The sequence below is a fragment of the Methylobacterium guangdongense genome (assembly GCF_038442355.1).
In the GTDB taxonomy this organism is placed as follows: domain Bacteria; phylum Pseudomonadota; class Alphaproteobacteria; order Rhizobiales; family Beijerinckiaceae; genus Methylobacterium; species Methylobacterium guangdongense.
The window spans coordinates 190,476-208,997 of sequence record NZ_JBBXMX010000001.1; the positions used below are offsets into that span (position 1 = coordinate 190,476).

Annotated in this window: 16 protein-coding genes and 1 tRNA gene; 8 read left to right on the forward strand and 9 right to left on the reverse strand. The window is 70.4% G+C overall.

Going from position 1 to position 18,522, the window contains the following annotated elements:
- Positions 1–193 precede the first annotated feature (193 nt).
- Together sfnG and AAHG09_RS00960 are read left to right on the forward strand one after the other, a co-directional pair.
- The gene (sfnG, locus tag AAHG09_RS00955; RefSeq protein WP_342104608.1) at positions 194–1,309 is read left to right on the forward strand and encodes a dimethylsulfone monooxygenase SfnG; all 1,116 of its coding nucleotides are present in this window, start codon (positions 194–196) and stop codon (positions 1,307–1,309) included.
- Positions 1,310–1,342: 33 nt separating this feature from the next.
- Positions 1,343–2,590, forward strand: coding sequence for an SfnB family sulfur acquisition oxidoreductase (locus AAHG09_RS00960; RefSeq protein WP_342104610.1), 1,248 nt, complete (start codon positions 1,343–1,345; stop codon positions 2,588–2,590).
- Positions 2,591–2,611: 21 nt separating this feature from the next.
- Here AAHG09_RS00960 and AAHG09_RS00965 read toward each other — a convergent pair whose 3' ends face one another.
- The 3 genes from AAHG09_RS00965 to AAHG09_RS00975 all read right to left on the reverse strand — a co-directional run bounded on the left by AAHG09_RS00965 (position 2,612) and on the right by AAHG09_RS00975 (position 4,073).
- Complete coding sequence (locus tag AAHG09_RS00965; RefSeq protein WP_342104612.1) at positions 2,612–3,499, reverse strand: cation diffusion facilitator family transporter; 888 nt, start codon at positions 3,497–3,499, stop codon at positions 2,612–2,614.
- A 97-nt stretch (positions 3,500–3,596) separates the two neighbouring features.
- Positions 3,597–3,818 (reverse strand): hypothetical protein, encoded by a 222-nt coding sequence (locus AAHG09_RS00970; RefSeq protein ID WP_342104614.1) that lies wholly within the window; start codon positions 3,816–3,818, stop codon positions 3,597–3,599.
- A gap of 6 nt (positions 3,819–3,824) precedes the next feature.
- Entirely contained in the window at positions 3,825–4,073 is a 249-nt protein-coding gene (locus tag AAHG09_RS00975) for a hypothetical protein (protein ID WP_342104616.1), read from the reverse strand.
- A gap of 98 nt (positions 4,074–4,171) precedes the next feature.
- Here AAHG09_RS00975 and queA point away from each other — a divergent pair, with 98 nt between their 5' ends.
- Both queA and tgt read left to right on the forward strand, forming a co-directional pair.
- Positions 4,172–5,236 carry a tRNA preQ1(34) S-adenosylmethionine ribosyltransferase-isomerase QueA gene (queA, locus tag AAHG09_RS00980; RefSeq protein WP_342104619.1) on the forward strand — a complete coding sequence of 355 codons (1,065 nt, stop codon included), beginning with the start codon at positions 4,172–4,174 and terminating at the stop codon, positions 5,234–5,236.
- The gene (gene tgt / locus AAHG09_RS00985; protein WP_342104622.1) at positions 5,233–6,369 is read left to right on the forward strand and encodes a tRNA guanosine(34) transglycosylase Tgt; all 1,137 of its coding nucleotides are present in this window, start codon (positions 5,233–5,235) and stop codon (positions 6,367–6,369) included. The genes queA and tgt overlap by 4 nt, the downstream gene beginning before the upstream one ends.
- Before the next feature lie 4 nt (positions 6,370–6,373).
- Here the strand turns inward: tgt and AAHG09_RS00990 are convergent, their stop codons facing one another.
- The 3 genes from AAHG09_RS00990 to AAHG09_RS01000 form a co-directional block, all read right to left on the reverse strand.
- Positions 6,374–7,402 (reverse strand): hypothetical protein, encoded by a 1,029-nt coding sequence (locus AAHG09_RS00990; protein WP_342104627.1) that lies wholly within the window; start codon positions 7,400–7,402, stop codon positions 6,374–6,376.
- A gap of 133 nt (positions 7,403–7,535) precedes the next feature.
- Positions 7,536–7,612, reverse strand: a tRNA-Pro gene (locus AAHG09_RS00995).
- 83 nt (positions 7,613–7,695) lie between these two features.
- Entirely contained in the window at positions 7,696–8,388 is a 693-nt protein-coding gene (locus AAHG09_RS01000; protein ID WP_342104630.1) for a 4'-phosphopantetheinyl transferase family protein, read from the reverse strand.
- 124 nt (positions 8,389–8,512) lie between these two features.
- Here AAHG09_RS01000 and AAHG09_RS01005 point away from each other — a divergent pair, with 124 nt between their 5' ends.
- The 3 genes from AAHG09_RS01005 to AAHG09_RS01015 all read left to right on the forward strand — a co-directional run bounded on the left by AAHG09_RS01005 (position 8,513) and on the right by AAHG09_RS01015 (position 13,228).
- On the forward strand, positions 8,513–9,808 hold the full coding sequence (locus AAHG09_RS01005) for an MFS transporter (RefSeq protein ID WP_342104634.1): 1,296 nt from the start codon (positions 8,513–8,515) through the stop codon (positions 9,806–9,808).
- A gap of 48 nt (positions 9,809–9,856) precedes the next feature.
- A complete protein-coding gene (gene ligA, locus AAHG09_RS01010; protein ID WP_342104637.1) occupies positions 9,857–12,289 on the forward strand; it encodes an NAD-dependent DNA ligase LigA in 2,433 nt (810 codons plus the stop codon).
- A 69-nt stretch (positions 12,290–12,358) separates the two neighbouring features.
- Positions 12,359–13,228: a 3'-5' exonuclease gene (locus AAHG09_RS01015; RefSeq protein ID WP_342104642.1), complete on the forward strand. Its 870-nt coding sequence runs from the start codon at positions 12,359–12,361 to the stop codon at positions 13,226–13,228.
- A gap of 6 nt (positions 13,229–13,234) precedes the next feature.
- Here AAHG09_RS01015 and AAHG09_RS01020 read toward each other — a convergent pair whose 3' ends face one another.
- Together AAHG09_RS01020 and AAHG09_RS01025 are read right to left on the reverse strand one after the other, a co-directional pair.
- Positions 13,235–14,284 carry a threonine aldolase family protein gene (locus AAHG09_RS01020; protein WP_342104646.1) on the reverse strand — a complete coding sequence of 350 codons (1,050 nt, stop codon included), beginning with the start codon at positions 14,282–14,284 and terminating at the stop codon, positions 13,235–13,237.
- Positions 14,285–14,315: 31 nt separating this feature from the next.
- Entirely contained in the window at positions 14,316–15,215 is a 900-nt protein-coding gene (locus AAHG09_RS01025) for an amino acid ABC transporter substrate-binding protein (protein ID WP_342104650.1), read from the reverse strand.
- A 139-nt stretch (positions 15,216–15,354) separates the two neighbouring features.
- On the opposite strand from AAHG09_RS01025, the gene AAHG09_RS01030 reads away from it, so the two are divergent.
- On the forward strand, positions 15,355–16,284 hold the full coding sequence (locus AAHG09_RS01030) for a LysR substrate-binding domain-containing protein (RefSeq protein WP_342104655.1): 930 nt from the start codon (positions 15,355–15,357) through the stop codon (positions 16,282–16,284).
- Positions 16,285–16,286: 2 nt separating this feature from the next.
- On the opposite strand, the gene AAHG09_RS01035 is transcribed toward AAHG09_RS01030, so the two are convergent.
- The gene (locus AAHG09_RS01035) at positions 16,287–18,488 is read right to left on the reverse strand and encodes a 3-hydroxyacyl-CoA dehydrogenase NAD-binding domain-containing protein (protein ID WP_342104658.1); all 2,202 of its coding nucleotides are present in this window, start codon (positions 18,486–18,488) and stop codon (positions 16,287–16,289) included.
- Positions 18,489–18,522: the final 34 nt, after the last annotated feature.

The following is an 18,522-nucleotide window of genomic DNA, read 5'->3' on the forward strand; positions in this document are numbered from 1 at the left end:
AGGCTTCAGAGAAGGAAAGCCTCATTCCGGACGGACTGAAAAAAGCAACCCGTTCCTTTGACCCGCGACCTGCAAGTCGGAATACTTCCGTTCGTCTTCAGTGATCGGTCACGTTCTGGATCTTGTATTCAGTTCGAGCCGATCCATCGAAGGGAACGCGGCGCTGTGCGCCGTGCGCTTCAGGGAGTGCCGGATGACCAGCCAATACAGCGCGACGGAGGAGCGGGAGCCGATCCGCTTCGCCTACTGGGTCCCCAACGTCTCGGGCGGCCTCGTGATCAGCAAGATCCCGCAGCGCACGAGCTGGGATGCTGAGTACAACCGAAAGCTGGCGCAGATCGCCGAGGCTTCCGGCTTCGACTACGCGTTGACGCAGATCCGCTTCACGGCCGGCTACGGCGCCGAATACCAGCACGAATCGGTGGCGTTCAGCCACGCCCTGCTGGCCGCCACCACCAAGCTCAAGGTGATCGCCGCGATCCTGCCCGGGCCCTGGAACCCGACGCTCGCCGCGAAGCAGATCGCCACGATCGCGCAACTGACGGAGAACCGCGTTGCGGTGAACATCGTGTCGGGCTGGTTCTCGGGCGAGTTCCGGGCGATCGGCGAGCCCTGGCTGGATCACGACGAGCGCTACCGCCGCTCGGAGGAATTCATCCGCAGCCTGCGGGGGATCTGGACCCAGGACAGCTTCACCTTCCGCGGCGATTTCTACCGATACAGCGACTACACGCTGAAGCCGAAGCCGGGGCAGCCGCTGCCCGAGATCTTCCAGGGTGGTTCGTCCCGCGCGGCCCGCGACATGGCGGCCCGGGTCTCCGACTGGTACTTCACCAACGGCAACACCCCCGAGAACATCCGCGCCCAGGTCGACGATATCCGCGCCAAGGCGGCGCAGAGCGGCAACAACCCGCGCATCGGCGTCAATGCCTTCGTGATCGCCCGCGATACCGAGGAAGAAGCCCGCGCGGTCCTGCAGGAGATCATCGACCACGCCGACGGCGATGCCGTGAAGGCGTTCGGCCATGAGGTGAAGAACGCCGGCAAGGCCTCACCCGAAGGCGAAGGCAACTGGGCGAAATCCACCTTCGCGGATCTGGTCCAGTACAACGACGGCTTCCGGAGCAACCTGATCGGCACGCCGGACCAGATCGCCGCGCGGATTCTCGATCTCAAGGATGCCGGCGCGGACCTCGCGCTGCTCGCCTTCCTGCACTTCCAGGAGGAGGTCGCGTATTTCGGCACCCACGTGATCCCGCGGGTGCGTGCCCTGGAGGCCGCCCGCGCTCAGCGCGCCGAAGCGGCCTGATCGTCCCGTTCCCCTGCCCTTTCGGAGCGTCCCATGAACATCGCCGTCGATGCGAAGACCATCACACCCCAGGGCGTGCCGGGTCCGGAACGACCGCCGACCCAGGCCCACGTCATCGGCAGCGATTCGGAGGCGCTCGACATCGCCCGCCGGCTCGCATCCGCGTTCCGCGCCGGCGCCTCGGAGCGTGACCGCCACGCCGTGCGGCCCCTCGCCGAGCTCGATACCTTCTCGCAGAGCGGTCTGTGGTCGATCAACGTGCCGCGGGCCTATGGCGGGCCCGAGGTGTCCTATCGGACCCTGGTACAAGTTATCGCCATCATCGCGGCGGCGGACCCCGCCATCGCGCAGATCGCGCAGAATCATCTCGGCATCGTCGCGGCGATCCGGACCGTGTCGGACGATGCCCAGAGGCGGCTGCTGTTCGAGGAGGTTCTGCGCGGCACCCGCTTCGGCAACGCCTTCTCGGAGCGGGGCACCCAGCGGGCGGGCGATTTCAGGACGCGCTTTACCGACGAGGGCGATCACGTGGTGGTGCGCGGGGAAAAATTCTACGCGACCGGTGCGCTCTTGGCGCATCGCGTGCCGATCGTCGCCGTCGATGACGAGGGCCGGGCGTGGTACGCCATCGCCGAGCGGGACGCGCCGGGTCTGACGGTCATCGACGACTGGTCGAGCTTCGGACAGCGCGGCACCGCGAGCGGAACCGTTCTGATCGCGGATGTCCGGGTGCCCAAGACGCACCTCGTTCCGGCCTGGAAGGGCTACGAAGCCCCCTCCGCGAACGGCGCCGTGTTCCAGATCATCCAGGCGGCGATCGATGCCGGGATCGGCCGGGAAGCGTTGGACGACACGATCCGGTTCGTGCGCGAGAAGGCCCGCCCCTGGATCGACAGCGGGCAGGAGCACGCCAGTGACGATCCCTACACGATCCAGGCGATCGGCGATCTGACCATCCGCCAGCACGCCGCCGAGGCGCTGCTCGATCGTGCGGGGCTCGTCCTCGACGCGGCGGTGGCCCGCCCGGACGCCGACAGCGTTGCGGCCGCGCAGCTCGCCGTGGCCGAGGCGAAGGTGCTGACCACCGAGGTCGCCCTCGCGGCCGCCAACAAGCTGTTCGAACTGTCGGGCACCCGCTCGACCCTGGGGGCCGAGAATCTGGACCGGCATTGGCGCAACGCCCGGACCCACACGCTGCACGACCCGGTCCGGTGGAAATACGCCATCATCGGCAACCACGCACTGAACGGTGTCAACCCGCCGCGCCATGCCTGGAGCTGACCCCGGGCGGTGATCGCCGGATCAGAGCACCGGTACGCCGCGGGCCTTGGCCTGCTCGCCGGGCTCGACATGGATCGTGACTACCGCCCCGGGGATGGTGGTCTCCAGGGCGTTCTCCAGACGGTCGCAGATCGCGTGAGACTCCGCGACGCTCATGATGCCGGGAACGACGAGATGGAAGTCGATGAACGTCGCCTGCCCGGCCGCCCGGGTGCGCACGTCGTGGGCCTCCAGGGCCCCCTCGCCGTGCTCCGAGATCAGGGTGCGGATCTGCGCCACCATCTCGTGCGGCGCGGCGCGGTCCATGAGGCCGTCGACCGATTCGCGCACCATCCGGAAGCCGGACCAGAGGATGTTGAGCGCCACCAGCCCGGCCACGATCGGATCGAGGATCGGATAGCCCGTCACCAGCACGGCACCGACCCCGATCAGGACGCCGCAGGACGTGACGACGTCGGCGAAGACGTGCCGCGCGTCGGCGACCAGGGCCGGCGAGCGCCACCGCTGGCCCCAGCGCATCAGGGCCATGGCCCAGGCCGCGTTGATGACGCCGGCCCCGAAATTGATCGCCACACCGATGGCCGGAGCGTCGAGGGGCTTGGGATCGAACAGGCCGTGATAGGATTCGCGCAGGATCATGAGCGCCGCCACGATGATCAAGGCGCCCTCGATCACCGCGGAGAAGAACTCGGCCTTGTGGTGCCCGTAGGGGTGTTCGTCGTCGGCGGGCCGGGCTGCCACGCGCAGGGCGATGAAGGCGCCGATCGCCGCCACGACGTTGATGATGCTCTCGAGGGCATCCGAATAGAGCGCGAGGCTGCCGGTGAGCCACGCGGCGTAGAATTTCAGGGCCGTGACGGCGAGGCCGATGGCGGCGCTGAACAGAGCGGCTTTCTGGGTGCGGTCCATGGTCTGCGCCGAACGGGAGTCGGCGCGGTCATACGGCATGAACCTTGGCCCAGGCCACGGCAAAGGTTCGAGGCTCCCGAAAAGGTCTTGGCCGCGGCTAAGTCTCAACCGATCCGGGCGCGTTCCCGCGGGCAGCCTCCCGCTGGCGGCTCGTCGCCGCCTTGGCGCGGGCTGCCTCCGCCTTGCGCAGCAGGCGGCGGCGCTGCCATGCGAAACGCGTGGCGGAGGCCAAGGCGTCCAGGCGCGCGGCCTCGCGCTCCCAGTAGCTCAGCAACTGGCCGTCCAGGGTCACGCGGCGGGGGCGACCGAGCGGTGCCATGGGACGCTAGGCCCGATCGGCGGGCGGCTCGCCCGTCTCGGTGACGACCAGCGCGTCCGGGTCCCCGCGGAAGCTGCCGAGGCCGGCATTCGGGACCGGCACGGCCGGGCTGCCGAACGGCTGGCTCGGATAGGCCTCCTCGAACTTCACCCGGGCCTGATCGGGATCCTCGGCCTTCAGGACGATCTCGGCTTTCCCCGGCAGGGGCCACCGCGGATCGGCGTCATCGCGGGGGCGAACGGCAAACCAGGGCATCGTCGAAGCCTCTCGCGTCTCGGTGACGCGGAAAACGGGCGCGATCCCCGCGGGTTCCGCAGTTGAAACCGCGGGCGGTTCCGTGCAGGCAGCCGGCGATGCGCGTGGACCTCTTCGATTTCGACCTGCCCGAGAGCAGCATCGCCCTGCGCCCGGCCGAGCCGCGGGATGCGGGGCGGCTGCTCGTGGTGCAGCCGGGCGCGGCTCTGGCCGACCGGACCGTGCGCGATCTCCCCGGCGCCCTGCGGTCCGGCGACGCCCTGGTGTTCAACGACACGCGGGTGATCCCGGCGCGCCTTCATGGGGTGCGCACGCGGCCGGGCGCCCCCGGGCAGCGCACCGAGGCGATGCTCCATCTGCGCGAGGGACCGGCGCGGTGGCGCGCCTTCGGCCGCCCGGCCAAGCGGCTTTCCCCCGGCGACACGCTGCGCTTCGGCGCCCTGACCGCCACCGTGGTCGAGAAGGGCGAGGCCGGCGAGATCGTGCTCGACTTCGACCGGGCCGGGCCCGACCTCGACGCCGCCGTCGCGGCGGAAGGCGTGCTGCCCCTGCCCCCCTACATCGCCGGCAAGCGCGCCGCCGACGCGCGGGACACTACGGACTATCAGACGATCTATGCCCGGAACCCCGGCGCCGTCGCGGCCCCCACAGCGGGCCTGCATTTCTCGGAAAGCCTGCTCGCGGAACTCGACGCGGCCGGCCTGCGACGCCACCACGTCACCCTGCATGTCGGGGCGGGCACCTTCCTGCCGGTGAAGGCCGACGACACCGAGGGCCACCGGATGCACGCGGAGATCGGCATCCTGGATGCGGCCACCGCCGACGCGCTCAACGCGACCCGCGCCGCGGGCAGCCGGATCGTCGCGGTGGGCACGACCGCCCTGCGCCTGCTGGAGAGCGCCGCGCGTCCGGACGGGACGCTCGCGGCCTTCTCAGGCCCCACCGACATCTTCATCACCCCGGGCTATCGCTTCCGGGCGGTCGACGCCCTGGTGACGAACTTCCACCTGCCGCGCTCGACGCTGTTCATGCTGGTCTCGGCCTTCTCGGGGCTCGACACGATGCGCGCCGCCTACGCGCACGCGATCCAGGCCGGCTACCGGTTCTACTCCTACGGCGATGCCAGCCTGCTCTTCCCGGGCCCCGGCGCGGACCATTCATGACCGATCCCCTCCCCTTCGGCTTCACCCTGGCGGCGCAGGACGGCGCGGCCCGCACCGGCGCGATCACCACGCATCGCGGCGCGATCCGGACGCCGGCCTTCATGCCGGTCGGCACGGCCGCGACCGTCAAGGCGATGTACCCGCAGCAGGTCCGCGACCTCGGCGCCGACGTGGTGCTGGGCAACACCTACCACCTGATGCTGCGCCCCGGCCCCGAGCGGATGGCCCGCCTCGGCGGCCTGCACCGCTTCATGAACTGGGACCGGCCGATCCTGACCGATTCCGGCGGCTTCCAGGTGATGTCGCTCTCGGCGCTCCGGAAGATCGACGAGCAGGGCGTGACCTTCCGCTCGCATATCGACGGGACGGCGCACCACATGAGCCCGGAGCGCTCGATCGAGATCCAGGGGCTGCTGGGCTCCGACATCCAGATGCAGCTCGACGAGTGCGTGCGCCTCCCGGCCGATCACGCGGCGATCGAGAAGGCGATGCACCTGTCCCTGCGCTGGGCCGAGCGGTGCCGGGTCGCCTTCGGCGAGCAGCCCGAGCGGGCGCTGTTCGGCATCGTGCAGGGGGGCGACATCCCGGCTTTGCGGGTCGAGAGCGCCCGCGCCCTGACCGATCTCGACCTCAAGGGCTACGCCGTCGGCGGCCTCGCGGTGGGCGAGCCGCAGGCGGTGATGTTCGCGATGATCGAGACCGTCGAGCCGCACCTGCCCGCCGCGAAGCCGCGCTACCTGATGGGTGTCGGCACGCCGGACGACATCCTGGGCGCGGTGGCCCGCGGGATCGACATGTTCGACTGCGTGATGCCGACCCGCGCCGGCCGCCACGGCCTCGCCTACACGCGCCACGGCCGGGTCAACCTGCGCAACGCCCGTCACGCCGAGGATACGGCGCCCCTCGACGAAGCTTCGACCTGCCCGGCGACGCGGGATTATTCCCGCGCCTACCTGCATCACCTCGTCCGCTCGAACGAGATTTTGGGGATGATGCTGCTGACCTGGAACAACCTCGCCTACTACCAGGACCTGATGGCCGGCGCCCGGGCGGCGATCCGGGAAGGGCGATACGCCGCGTATTGCAGCGAAACGCGCGAAGGCTGGGCGCGGGCCGAACGCGCCGCCGCATGAGGCGTCAGGGATGTGCCAGCACCCGGTAGGTGCCGGCCGGATCATCCGCGCCGGTGGCCACCGCCTCCTTCAGATCCGCGACGATCCGGGCCGCGACCGGCAGGCGGTAGTGCAGCGCGTCCCAGTAGTTCGCGTCTTGGCGGGTGAGCGGCGAGGCGAAGCGGAAATCCACCACCGTGGCACCGCGGCGGGCACCGATCGCCGCAACCCGGCCCTTGCAGGCCGCCTCCCGCCGGCCCAGCGCCGTGCCGGGCGCGCCCTGCGCGGCCGCGTGGACCGGCATGAATACGAGGAGCTTCACCGCGTCGCTCGGCACGCCGCCGAGGAGATGATCGAGGCGGACGAGCGCCGGCATGGGTGCATCCGCCGGATCGGCAGGCGCTGTCGGATCGGCGGCGCCGGCGCGGATATGGGCGCGGGCGCGCTCCGGATCGTAACGGTCCTCCGGCGGCGTGAAGACCGCATAGCCATCCTGCCGCAACCGGGGTCGGGCCAGGCCGAACCGGGCGAGCCCAGCCTGAACCGCCACGGTGACGGAGCGCAGGTTGACCTGCCTCAGGAGATCCCACGGCGTCCCCGCGTCGTAGAGCCAGTCCGGAAAGGCGTTGGCCGTGCGGGCTGGGGGATCGGCCGAACACCATGTCGCGTCGAGCCCGAACAGGACCGCGCGGACCGGATGATGGGCGAAGAACAGGTCGGCTAGGCGGATCTGCTCGTCCGGCGTCGCGGCGTTCACGGCCAGATTCGCGAACCGGACGCCGAAGGCTTCATCCAGGGCCTTCGGATCGAGCAGGCGGGCCGTGGAGGTGCCGAACACCGCCGCATCGAACGGGCCGCCGCGGGCGATCTGGGGATAGGACAGGCGCTGGTTGGCATCCATGATCGGGCCCGGCGGATGATCCGGGGCGGCCCGCAGGCCGTAGGGGTCGATCAGGCCCACGATGGCGATGACCGTCAGGCCGATGAGGGTGGCGGCGCCGACGAGGCTGCGCGCAAAGCGCGTCCATGAGGCAGAAGCGTCGGTTCCGTCCATCGTCCGTCCCGGCGATCGCGATGCCATGGAGGCCCCTCGCCCGGTCTGACTGATCCCGCTCGGCAGAGCCGAGGCTCGAGAACGCGATCGTCTTCTGCCGAGGAGATACGGATGGGAAGATCTCGGGAATTCTTGGTCGGAGTGGCAGGATTTGAACCTGCGACCCCCACGTCCCGAACGTGGTGCGCTACCAGACTGCGCTACACTCCGAAGGCCGGCCCGCATCGCTGCCAGGGCCGGCGAGCGGGTGTATAGCCGTGCCTTGGCCGGGCCGCAAGGCGATTTCACGCCTTTCATTCGAGTTGGTCGGGCCAGCCCGACGGAAGCGTGTGGTGCCGGATCGTCGCGTCGGCCCTGCGAACCGCCACGGTGGCGGCATAGTCGGCCCCGGCCTCGACCGCCGCGAGGGTCCAGCCTGCGCCATCGCGCAAGAGGCGCGGAGCGCCGGGCGGCAACGTCACGCTGAAGCGGTTGAGGGGCAGGGACAGGCCGGTGCCCAGAGCCTTCACCACGGCCTCCTTGCGGGTCCACAGGCCGAAGAAGATCGGCCCGATGGCATCGGGCGGCTGGCGGGCGAGGGCTGCCGCCTCGTCGGGCGCAAAGTGCATCTGCGCGATCCGAACGGCATCGGGAAGCGACCGGATCTGCTCGATATCGACGCCGATGGCGGCGGTGCCCGCGAGACCGATGAGCGCGCGGGCGCCCGAATGCGACAGGTTGAATTCCAGGACGCTCCCGATCGGCTCTGCAAGCCCCGGCTTGCCGGCGGCATCCACGTTCAGACGGATATCGGAGGGCGCGCAGGCACGCGTTCGTGCCAGGACCATGCGGAGCGCGGCGTGGCTCACGATGAACCGGGCGCGATCCGCCGGCCGCAGGAACCGGTCGGCACATGCGCGCTCGTCCCGGTCGAGCACCTGAGCGCAACGCGCGAGCCGGTCCGGCGATACGGCGAGATCGACAAGCCACACATCCACTGCGCTCACACGATACCTCGCCGCTGCCGGACATCGAGACTAAGATCGTACGGCGGTGGGGGCACGAGGCGCATCCGGTGTCGAGGTTGAGGAGCATCGCGCCGCGGGGCGTGGCGGACAAGGTGCGGCGCGCTTGAGCGATCCGGCCGCGCTGTCCGCCCGCATGTCCCTGCGCGAGCCGCTGAGCCTTGCGGGCCGTCGCACCCGCTACGCCGTGTTCTTCGCCACCTACCTCTACCAGGGCCTGATCGCCGGGTTCTCGCTTACGGCGCTGGCCAATCATCTGACCGCCCGGGGCGTGTCCGCGGCGGAGATCGGCTTCCACTTCGCCCTGGCGGGCCTGCCCTGGACGCTCCAGCCGATCCTGTGGGGTCCGGTGGTCGATCGGGCCGGCGATTTCCGGATGGGCCGGCGTCGGACCTTCGCGGTCGCGGCGGTTCTGGGGTGCCATGCCGCCCTGGCGCTCCTGCTGTGGGGCGCCGAGGATCACGTCGGCTGGCTCGGCCTGATCTTCCTGGCGCACAGCCTGGGCGCGTCGCTCCTCGATACGGCCTGCGACCGCATGATCATGGACCACGTGCCGGCCGCCGAACTCGGCCGGGTCAGCGGCTGCACGCGGGCGGGCTTCGTCGCCGGCAGCAGTATCAGCGCGGCCGCCTTCGGGTGGATGCTGACGACCTACGGGTATGCCGTCAGCGCGCGCTGGCTCCTCGCGGCCGCGATACTGGCGAGCCTGCCGATCCTGCTGGTCCGCGAGGCGCCCGCGGACGCGTTCATCACCCTGGCGCGGCGTGGATCGGCGCCCCGACGTTTGCCGTTCCGCCGCTTCCTGCGCCGCCTGATCGTGGGCCTGCGCCGACCGCGCGCCCTGCGGCTCCTTGCCCTGTGCTTCGGCCTCGACGGTGCACTGGGCCTGTTCGAACTGCCCTTCTCGGTGGATCTGCTGCAGCGTCAGGCGTGGGATCCGGCCGCCCTGTCCCGGCTCCAGGCCGGTCTGGCGCTCGCGAGCGGGACGGCCGGCGCCCTGGCGGTCGGGTTCTGGTCCGACAGGGCCGGCCCGGTGCGGCCGCTGCGCGTCCTGCTGATCGCCAGCGCCGGGACCTTCCTGCTGGCCGCCGCCCTGATCGCGTCGGGGCTAGTCGGCGCGGCCGGGCCGGTGATCCTGGCGCTGACCAACATGCTGCCCGGCCTGCTGATCGTCGCGCTGATGCCGGCCCTGCTCCAGGCCAGCCAGGGACGTGCGGGCGCCGCGACGCAGTTCGAGGTCTACATGGCGGCGATGAATCTCGGCTCCGTGGCCGGCACGGCTCTGGCCGGGTGGCTCGCGCCGGTCCTGCCGCTGGCGGCCGTCGCCCTGTTCGTCGCCGCGGTGTTTCTCGGCGCATTCCGGGTTGCCGGCCGCGCCGATCTGCTCGTCGCCCGCCGGTGAGGTGAAACGGCGACTCCCGGCGGGCCGCCGATGCGCTAGAACCCCGCCATGGCCGCCGCGAAAACCGACACGCCCGATCTCGACCTGACCGCCGAGGAGGCCCGCGCCGAGCACGCGCGCCTCTCGGAGGCGATCCTCGAAGCCGACCGGCTCTACTACCAGGAGGACGCGCCCGAGATTTCGGACGCGGAGTACGACCGCCTGCGGCGAAGCCTGGAGACACTGGAAGCCCGCTTCCCGGACCTGTCCGGCACGGCGCCGGCCAGCACCTCGGTGGGCGCCAAGCCCTCGGAAAAGTTCGCCAAGGTCCGGCATGCCGTGCCGATGCTCTCGCTCGGCAACGCCTTCGACGATTCTGAGGTCGCCGAGTTCGTCGCCCGGGTGCGCCGCTTCCTCGGCTGGCCGGAGGATGAACCCCTCGCCTTCACGGCCGAGCCGAAGATCGACGGCCTGTCCCTGTCGCTGCGCTACGTGAACGGACGGCTCGACACCGCGGCCACCCGCGGCGACGGCGAGGTCGGCGAGAACGTCACCGCCAACGCCCGGACCGTGCAGGACATCCCCGAGACGCTGGCCGGCTCGGACTGGCCGGAGATCTGCGAGGTGCGCGGAGAAGTGTATCTGTCGCACGCCGATTTCGCCGCCATCAACGCCCGGCAGGAGGCCGCCGGCAAGGCGCTCTTCGCCAACCCGCGCAACGCCGCCGCCGGCAGCCTGCGCCAGCTCGATCCCGGGATCACCGCGTCCCGGCCGCTCCGGTTCTTCGCCTATGCGTGGGGCGAGCTCTCGGCGGCGATCGCCGAGACGCAGACCGGCGCCCTCGAGCGTTTCGCCGCCTGGGGCCTGCCGGTGAATCCGCTGACCCGGACCTTCACCGATGTCGCGGCGATGCTCGCCCATTACCGGCGGATCGAGGCGGACCGGGCCGGGCTCGGCTACGACATCGACGGCGTCGTCTACAAGGTCGACGACCTTGCCCTGCAGAAACGGCTCGGCTTCGTCTCGCGCTCGCCGCGCTGGGCGCTCGCTCACAAGTTCGCCGCCCAGGAGGCCACCACGGTTGTCGAGGACATCGTCATCAATGTCGGCCGCACCGGTTCGCTGAACCCGCTGGCGAAGCTGCGGCCGGTGACGGTCGGCGGCGTGGTGGTGTCGAACGCGACCCTGCATAACGAGGGCTACGTGAAGGGCGTCGGCGCCGATGGCGAGCCGATCCGCGACGGCCGCGACATCCGCGTCGGCGATACGGTGACGGTGGTGCGGGCCGGCGACGTCATCCCGAAGGTGATGGACGTCGATCTGGCCAAACGCCCGCCGGATTCGCAGGCCTACGCCTTCCCCGAGACCTGCCCGGCCTGCGGCAGCCGGGCGGTCCGCGCCGTCAATCCCCGCACCGGCCGCCCGGACGCGATCCGCCGCTGCACCGGCGGCCTGATCTGCCCGGCGCAGGGGGTGGAGCGGCTGAAGCACTTCGTCTCGCGCAACGGCTTCGACATCGAGGGCTTCGGCGAGACCTACATCGAGGTGCTGTTCGAGGCCGGCCTCGTGCGCCAGCCCGCCGACCTGTTCCGGCTCGACTTCGACAAGCTCAAGGCCGCGATCGTGGCGCGGCGCGAGGCGCTGTCGGCCGAGCGGCGGGCCGAAGCCGGGGCGGCCGAACCTCCGAAGAAGGCCGCCAAGAAGAAGGGCGAGGACGAGGACAAGGCGATCAAGAATCTGCTCGCCGGCGTCGAAGCCCGGCGCCAGGTTCCGATGAACCGCCTGCTCTTCGCCCTCGGGATCCCGCAGATCGGCGAATCGACCGCCAAGGCGCTGGCGAAGCGGTTTTCCGACCTGCCGTCGCTCATCGCGGCGATCCGTGAGGCCGCCGCGGCGCAGCCAGGGCCCGACTGGGTCGAGCTGACGGCGGTGCCGAAGGTTGGCGGAACGACGCGCGAACGTCTGCTCGATCTGGGCTTTCCGGAGGACGAGGCGACACCGGGCGAGGCGCGGGCGCGCCTGAGCACGAACCAGCGCGCGAATCTCCTCGCCCATTACGGCGATGCCGATGCGGTGCGGGCCGCGATCGCGCGAGCTGCGGCGCAACGCCCCGGGGATGCCTACCGCTTGTTCGCCGATGACGGCGAGATCGGGCCGGTGGCCACCGACGCGCTGATCCTGTTCTTCTCCGAACCGCACAACGCCGATGCCGTCTCGGCCCTGCTCGATGCGGTCGCGGTCGAGCCGATGGAGCAGGCGGCGTCGGCCTCGGCCTTCGCGGGCAAGACCGTGGTGTTCACCGGGACCCTGGAGAAGATGACCCGCAACGAGGCCAAGGCCGTCGCCGAACGCCTGGGCGCCAAGGTCTCCGGCTCCGTCTCGGCCAAGACCGATCTGGTGGTGGCCGGTCCCGGGGCGGGCTCCAAGCTGAAGGATGCGCAGAAGCACGGCGTCAAGGTCGTCTCGGAGGACGACTGGCTCGGGATGGTGGCGCAGGGTTGAAGCTCGAGTCCGGCCGGCCTAGACCTCCCGGGGAACACCCCGAGAACTCCCGCCGGCAGGTCTCCTCCGATGACGGTTCTGGCGCTCGACTTCGAGACGGCCAACGAGCGGCGCGACAGCGCCTGCGCGGTGGGTCTCGCCTGGATCGCGGAGGGCCGCGTGATCCGCCGGGAGAGCCACCTGATCCGCCCGCCCGAGATGCGCTTCTCGCCCGGCAACATCCGGGTCCACGGCATCCTGCCGTCCAACGTCACCGACGCGCCGGACTTCGCCACCGCGATGGTGCCGTATCTGGACGACCTGCGGCGCGGCCTGATCCTGGCGCATAATGCCAGCTTCGATATCGGCGTGCTGCGGGCCGGGCTGGTACGGGCCGGCCTGCCGGTGCCGGATCTGTCGTACCTCTGCACCGTACAGGTCGCGCGCCGCGTGTTCCCTGCGCCGGAGGGTTGCGGCCTCGGCAAGGTCGCCCGGCGCCTCGGCATCCGCTTCGAGCACCACGATGCCGGCGAGGACGCCTATGCCTGCGCGGAGATCGCGCTGGCCGCGATGCGCGAGCGGCAGGCCGCCGATATCCATGCGTTGGCCGCCGTGATCGGCCTGCCGATCACGCGGGCGGCCGGTGGTCCCGCGATACCCCGACGGGCTCCCGGTGCGATCAGCGGGCGTGCGATGGCCGCCTTCCCGCAGGCGCCGACGGCTTTGCGCTTTTCCATGCGCGGGTCCACCGGCAACCGGTACGATGTGAGCCTCGAGGAGCGTCCCGGTGGCCCGCAGCTGCGCTGCACCTGCACGGCCGGCCGCTTCGGCGTGCGCTGCCGCCACGTGAAGGCCCTGGAGGTCGGCGACGTCACCGATCTGCTATCCGACAACGCCGCCGACGTCGTGCTCCTAGCCCGGATGCTGGGCGCGAGCGCGCGGGTCGCCGGCGCGGCCTGAGACGAATCAGGCCGCGTCGAGACAGGTCCGAAAGGCCGCGACGGCGCGCTCGACATCGGAAGCCGCGATGTGCCGATGGGTCACGAGGCGCAGCCGCGTCGGGCCGAGCGGCCGTGTCCGGACCCCGGCCGCGTCGAGATCCACGACCCAGCGGACGCTGTCGCGGCCGGTCCGTGCCAGATCGACCTGCACGATGTTGGTCTGGGGGACGCTCGCCGTCAGCCGCGGCGCAAGCGCGTTCAGCCCGTCGCTGAGCTGCCGGGCCCGGGCGTGATCCTCGGCGAGCCGCGCCCCCATGGCGGTGATGGCTTCCAGCCCCGCCGCCGCGACGACCCCCACCTGCCGTTGGGTTCCGCCGATCATCTTGCGCAGGCGCCGGGCCGCCGTGATCACCGGCGCGTCACCGGCCAGCACCGCGCCCATCGGGGCGCTCAGACCCTTCGACAGGCAGAGCGAGACCGTGTCGACATGGGTGGCGAGGTCTGACGGCGGGACGCCGAGATGCGTCGCGGCGTTGAACAAGCGTGCCCCGTCGAGATGGACCGGGATGCCCCGCGCCCGGGCGATCCCCGCCACCGCCGCCATATGGTCGGGCGGCAGCACCGCGCCACCGGCGGCGTTGTGCGAGGTTTCCAGCGCGATCATCGCTGTGCGGAGCGGGCTTGCGGACGGGTGCAGCGCCGCCTCCAGACGGTCGAGATCCATCGCGCCGTCCGCACCCTGGATCCCGAGCAGGAACGCCCCCGTGAGGGTTGCCGCCCCGCGCTCTGTGTTGAGCATATGGGCCTGCGCTTCGAGCAGCACCTGCTCGCTGCGCTGGACCTGGGCCAGGATCGCCAGCAGGTTGCCCATCGTGCAGCTCGGCACGAACAGGCCGGCTTCCTTGCCGAGCATCGCGGCCGCCGTCTCCTCCAGCGCCCGCGCGGTCGGATCGGCGTCGAGCCCGTCGTCGCCGAGCGGGGCGGACCGCATCCGGGCGTACATGGCCTCGGTCGGCTGGGTGACCGTATCGCTGCGCAGGTCCACGCTGTCGGACGTTTCGGCCGTCTCGGTCATGTCGCTTCGCATCTCGCACGCACCGGCCGCCCTAGCGGTAGGCCGCCTCATCACCGGAATCCGTCGGGTTGGCCAGGGCGCGCTTGAGCACATCGCTCATCGGCAATTCGAGGTTGATACCCTTCGGCGGGATCGGCTGTTCGAAGTAGCGACTGTAGAGCCGCGCCACGGTGCCGTCCTGGATCAGCTCGACCACGGCCTTGTCGACAGCCGCCTTGAAGGCCGGGTCGTCCTTCGGCTCGAGAATGCCGTAGGGGGCGAATTCGAGCCCCTGGGTGCCGATCTTGTAGTCCCCGGGCCGCTTGGCACCCGCGACCGTGGCGTGGGCCAGGGCATCGTCGTTGATCGTCCCGGCAGCGCGGCCGGTCTCCAGCAGAAGGAAGACCTCCGCGGTGTCCTTGGCGGGCATCACCTGGAGATCAAGCTTGTCGCGGAAATTGATCCGCGTGGCGACGCGCTGGGTCTCGCCCCCCGCCTGGGCCGAGATCGCCTTGCCGCGGAACGAGGCGATGTCGTTCACGTCGACCGGCGCGTCCTTCCTGGCCGTCAGCACCACCTGCGCCACGAAGGTGGTCGGCGCGAAGGAGACCAGCTTGTGCCGCTCCGGCAGGTTGCTGGCGGTGCCGCATTCGAGATCGATCGTGCCGTTGTTGATCAGCGGGATCCGCGTCGCCGACATCACCGGCACGTGACGGATGTCGAGCTTGGGCAAGTCGAGCGCGGCTTTGAGCTTCTGTGCGACGTGCTCGCATATCTCCAGCGAATAGCCGACCGGCTTTGCATTCTGGTCGAGAAAGCCGAACGGCGGCGACGCGTCCGGGAAGCCGAGGCTGATCTGGCCGGTGGTCCGGATCTTGTCGAGGCGTCCCTCCGCGGCCGACGGCACGGCGAGCCCGGCCCAGCACGATGCGGCCACGATGAGCGAAAGCATCCTCGACACGATCCGAACCCCCCGGTTATGCCAACACGGCATCCCAAGCTTTGCCGGCTGATCCTAGGATCGGCCGCGCGCTGGCGTCCAATGCCGATTGAAGGCCCGAGCATACGGATTTGATATGGCTCCACGGCGGATGACCTTTCGGCACATCGAGGCGTTTCGAGCCGTAGTCGCCACAGGCTCCATGACCGAGGCGAGCCGCCAGCTTCACACCTCACAGCCTCAGGTGAGCCGCCTGATCGCACAACTGGAGGCGATCACGGGCCTGCCGCTGTTCGACCGCAGCGGCAGCCGGGTCGTGCCCTCCCTCGACGGCACGCGCTTCCACGCCGAGGTGGAGCGGGCCTTCGTGGGTCTGACCAGCCTGGAATCGGCGGCTGGGCGTATCCGTGCCTTCGGCGCCGAGCGGCTCCGGGTCGCCGCGATGCCCCGGCTGGCCGGGGGTCTCCTGGCGCGGGCGGTGGTACGCTTCCGGGCCGCGCATCCGGACGTGATCGTGGCGATCCATTCGGGCGACGACGAGACCGTGAACCATTGGATCGCCACAGGCTTCTGCGATGCCGCGCTGACGATGCTCTACGGCGACGTCCCGGAGGGCCGGCTCGACTCCGTCGAGACCCGGGCCTGCGTGGCGGTCCTGCCCCAGGATCATCCGCTCGCGGCGCGCGCAGCACTCGGCCCGGAGGATCTTCGGGATGTGCCCTTCGTCGCGGCCTCCCTCGGCAGCGCCCTGCGGGATCGGACCGAGGCCGTCTTCGCGGCGGCGGGCGTCACGCTGAGCATCACCGCCGAGGCGGGGCTCGGCGCCTCGATCTGCACCCTCGTCTCGGCCGGGCTCGGGGCCAGCATCATGAACCCGCTGGCCGCTTACGAAGAGGCGAAGGTCTCTCCGATCGCAATTCGACCCTTCGCCCCTGCCCTACCGGTGCATTTCGCCCTGTTGTTCCCGCCCGACCATGCGCGCGGACGGCTGATGCGGGCCTTCGGCGCCTGCGCCCGGGCGGTCCTGCTGGAGGAACTCGCCGCCCTGCCGGACGCCGCGATCGGGCGCCCGGCAGGCTGAGTTCAGGCCGCGCGCTTCTGCGCTTCGCCGTAGAAGCTGCCGCCGTGCTCGGCCATGGCGGCGAGAACGTCAGGCACGGCGAAGCGCGGGCCGTGCTTGGCTTCGAGCCTTCGGGCCAGATCGACGAAGCCCGCCGCGCCCATGAAGTCGATGTAGGACAAGGCCCCCCCGGTGAACGGCGCGAAGCCGAAGCCGAGGATCGAGCCCACATCCGCCTCGCGCGGGTCGGTCACCACGCCCTCGCCCACCGTGCGAGCGGCCTCCAGCGCCTGCACCACCAGCAGCCGCTGCTTCAACTCGCCGAAATCCACGGATTCGGGATCGAGCCGGTTCGGCTGAAGATCCTTCAGGCCGGGCCAGAGGCGCTTCGGCGCGCCCTCCGGGTAGTCGTAGAATCCCCTGCGGTTCTTCCGGCCGAGGCGGCCCTGCTTTTCCACGAGCTCGGACAGGATCGCCTTCTGGGCCGGATCGACGGCCCCCGCTCCGACCTGGGCCTCGGTCGCCTTGGCGATCTTGAGCACGAGATCCAGGGCGACCTCGTCGTTGAGGGAGAGCGGCCCGACCGGCATGCCCGCCTGACGGCCGGCGCTCTCGATCATGGCCGGCGGCACACCCTCGGCCAGCATCTTGTGGCCTTCGAGGATGTAGGCGCCGACGCAGCGGTTAGCGAAGAAGCCCCGGGCGTCGTTGACGACGATCGGGGTCTTCTTGATCAGCCTTACGTAGTCGAGGGCGGTGGCGAGCGCCGCATCCCCGGTCGCCTCACCCTTGATGATCTCGACCAGCATCATCTTCTCGACCGGCGAGAAGAAGTGGATGCCGACGAACTGGTCCGGCCGCTGCGAACCCATGGCGAGCCCGGTGATCGGCAGGGTCGAGGTGTTGGAGGCGAAGATCGCGTCGGGGCGGATCACCGCCTCGACCTTCCGGATCACCTCGGCCTTCACCTTCGGATCCTCGAACACCGCCTCGATCACGAGGTCGCAATCCACGAGCGCGCCGTAATCGGCGGTGGCCTGGATGCGGGCGAGCAGCGCGTCCCGGTCGGCGGTCTTGGCGCGGCCCTTGTTGATCTGGCCGGTGATCAGCGTGTGAGCGTAGGCCTTGCCCTTCTCGGCGGCCTCCGCCGACTGATCGACCAGCACCACGTCGATCCCGGCCTGCGCCGTCACGTAGGCGACGCCGGCCCCCATGAAGCCCGCGCCGATCACGCCGACCTTCCGGAGATTCGTAGCCGGCACGTTCTTCGGCCGGCGCGCGCCTTTGTTCAGTTCGCCCATGGAGATGAACAGCGTGCGGATCATGGCCGCCGCTTCCTTGCTGCGCAGGATATGCGCGAAGTACCGACTCTCGACCCGCAGGGCGAGATCCATCGGCAGTTGCAAGCCCTCGTATACCGAGGCCAGGATCGCCTTGGCGGCCGGGTAGTTGTCGTGGGTCTCGCGCCGGTAGATCGCGTTGGCCGGCGGCCAGATCATCATGCCGGCGGGCGAGTAGACCTTGCCGGAGGGCGCCTTGAATTTCGGCACGTCCCAGGGCGCCACCGCCGAGCCGCCCTCGCGGATCCAGGCCTTGGCCCGCGCGACGATCTCGCCCTGCGGCGCCACCGCGTGAATCAGCCCCATGCCCTTGGCCATCGGTGCGCGGATCTGCTCGCCCTTGAACAGCATCTGGAGGGCGTCGCCGGTCTGCATCAGCCGGGCGACCCGTTGCGTGCCGCCGCCGCCCGGGAACAGGCCGACCTTGATCTCCGGCAGGCCGACCCGGGTCTTCGCGTCGTCGGACGCGACCCGGTAATGGCACGACAGGGCCAGCTCGAAGGCGCCGCCCAGGCACAGGCCCTGAATCGCCGCCGCGAAGGGCTTACCGCAGGTCTCCAGCCGCCGGAACAGCAGCGACAGCCGCCGGGACGCCTCGAAGAAGTGGCGCATCGCCACCTCATCGCCCCGCTCGGCCTTGAGCTGCTCGTAGGCCCGCCCCAACCCCTGCAGCATGGTGAGATCGGCGCCGCCGGAGAAGTTGTCCTTGCCGGTGGCGATGACGCAGCCCTTGATGGCGGGATCCGAAGCAACCTGCTCGATGATGTGCTCGAGCTGGTCCATCACGCCGTCGGTGATGACGTTCATCGAGCGCCCGGGCATATCCCAGGTCGCCAGGGCGATGCCGTCGGGATCGGTCTCGAGCCGGAAATCGGTCAGCGTCATGGTGCCGTCCTCCCAGGAAAGCGTCGGAAAGATA

What these genes read in the sequence shown, in the direction of transcription:
- AAHG09_RS00965 (WP_342104612.1), bottom strand. Translation starts at nt 3,499, where the DNA reads ATGGACCGCACCCAGAAAGCCGCTCTGTTCAGCGCCGCCATCGGCCTC.
- tgt (WP_342104622.1), top strand. Translation starts at nt 5,233, where the DNA reads ATGACCGATCCCCTCCCCTTCGGCTTCACCCTGGCGGCGCAGGACGGC.
- AAHG09_RS01015 (WP_342104642.1), top strand. Translation starts at nt 12,359, where the DNA reads ATGACGGTTCTGGCGCTCGACTTCGAGACGGCCAACGAGCGGCGCGAC.
- AAHG09_RS00970 (WP_342104614.1), bottom strand. Translation starts at nt 3,818, where the DNA reads ATGGCACCGCTCGGTCGCCCCCGCCGCGTGACCCTGGACGGCCAGTTG.
- AAHG09_RS01035 (WP_342104658.1), bottom strand. Translation starts at nt 18,488, where the DNA reads ATGACGCTGACCGATTTCCGGCTCGAGACCGATCCCGACGGCATCGCC.
- AAHG09_RS00990 (WP_342104627.1), bottom strand. Translation starts at nt 7,402, where the DNA reads ATGGACGGAACCGACGCTTCTGCCTCATGGACGCGCTTTGCGCGCAGC.
- queA (WP_342104619.1), top strand. Translation starts at nt 4,172, where the DNA reads ATGCGCGTGGACCTCTTCGATTTCGACCTGCCCGAGAGCAGCATCGCC.
- ligA (WP_342104637.1), top strand. Translation starts at nt 9,857, where the DNA reads ATGGCCGCCGCGAAAACCGACACGCCCGATCTCGACCTGACCGCCGAG.
- AAHG09_RS01030 (WP_342104655.1), top strand. Translation starts at nt 15,355, where the DNA reads ATGACCTTTCGGCACATCGAGGCGTTTCGAGCCGTAGTCGCCACAGGC.
- sfnG (WP_342104608.1), top strand. Translation starts at nt 194, where the DNA reads ATGACCAGCCAATACAGCGCGACGGAGGAGCGGGAGCCGATCCGCTTC.
- AAHG09_RS01020 (WP_342104646.1), bottom strand. Translation starts at nt 14,284, where the DNA reads ATGACCGAGACGGCCGAAACGTCCGACAGCGTGGACCTGCGCAGCGAT.
- AAHG09_RS00975 (WP_342104616.1), bottom strand. Translation starts at nt 4,073, where the DNA reads ATGCCCTGGTTTGCCGTTCGCCCCCGCGATGACGCCGATCCGCGGTGG.
- AAHG09_RS01025 (WP_342104650.1), bottom strand. Translation starts at nt 15,215, where the DNA reads ATGCTTTCGCTCATCGTGGCCGCATCGTGCTGGGCCGGGCTCGCCGTG.
- AAHG09_RS00960 (WP_342104610.1), top strand. Translation starts at nt 1,343, where the DNA reads ATGAACATCGCCGTCGATGCGAAGACCATCACACCCCAGGGCGTGCCG.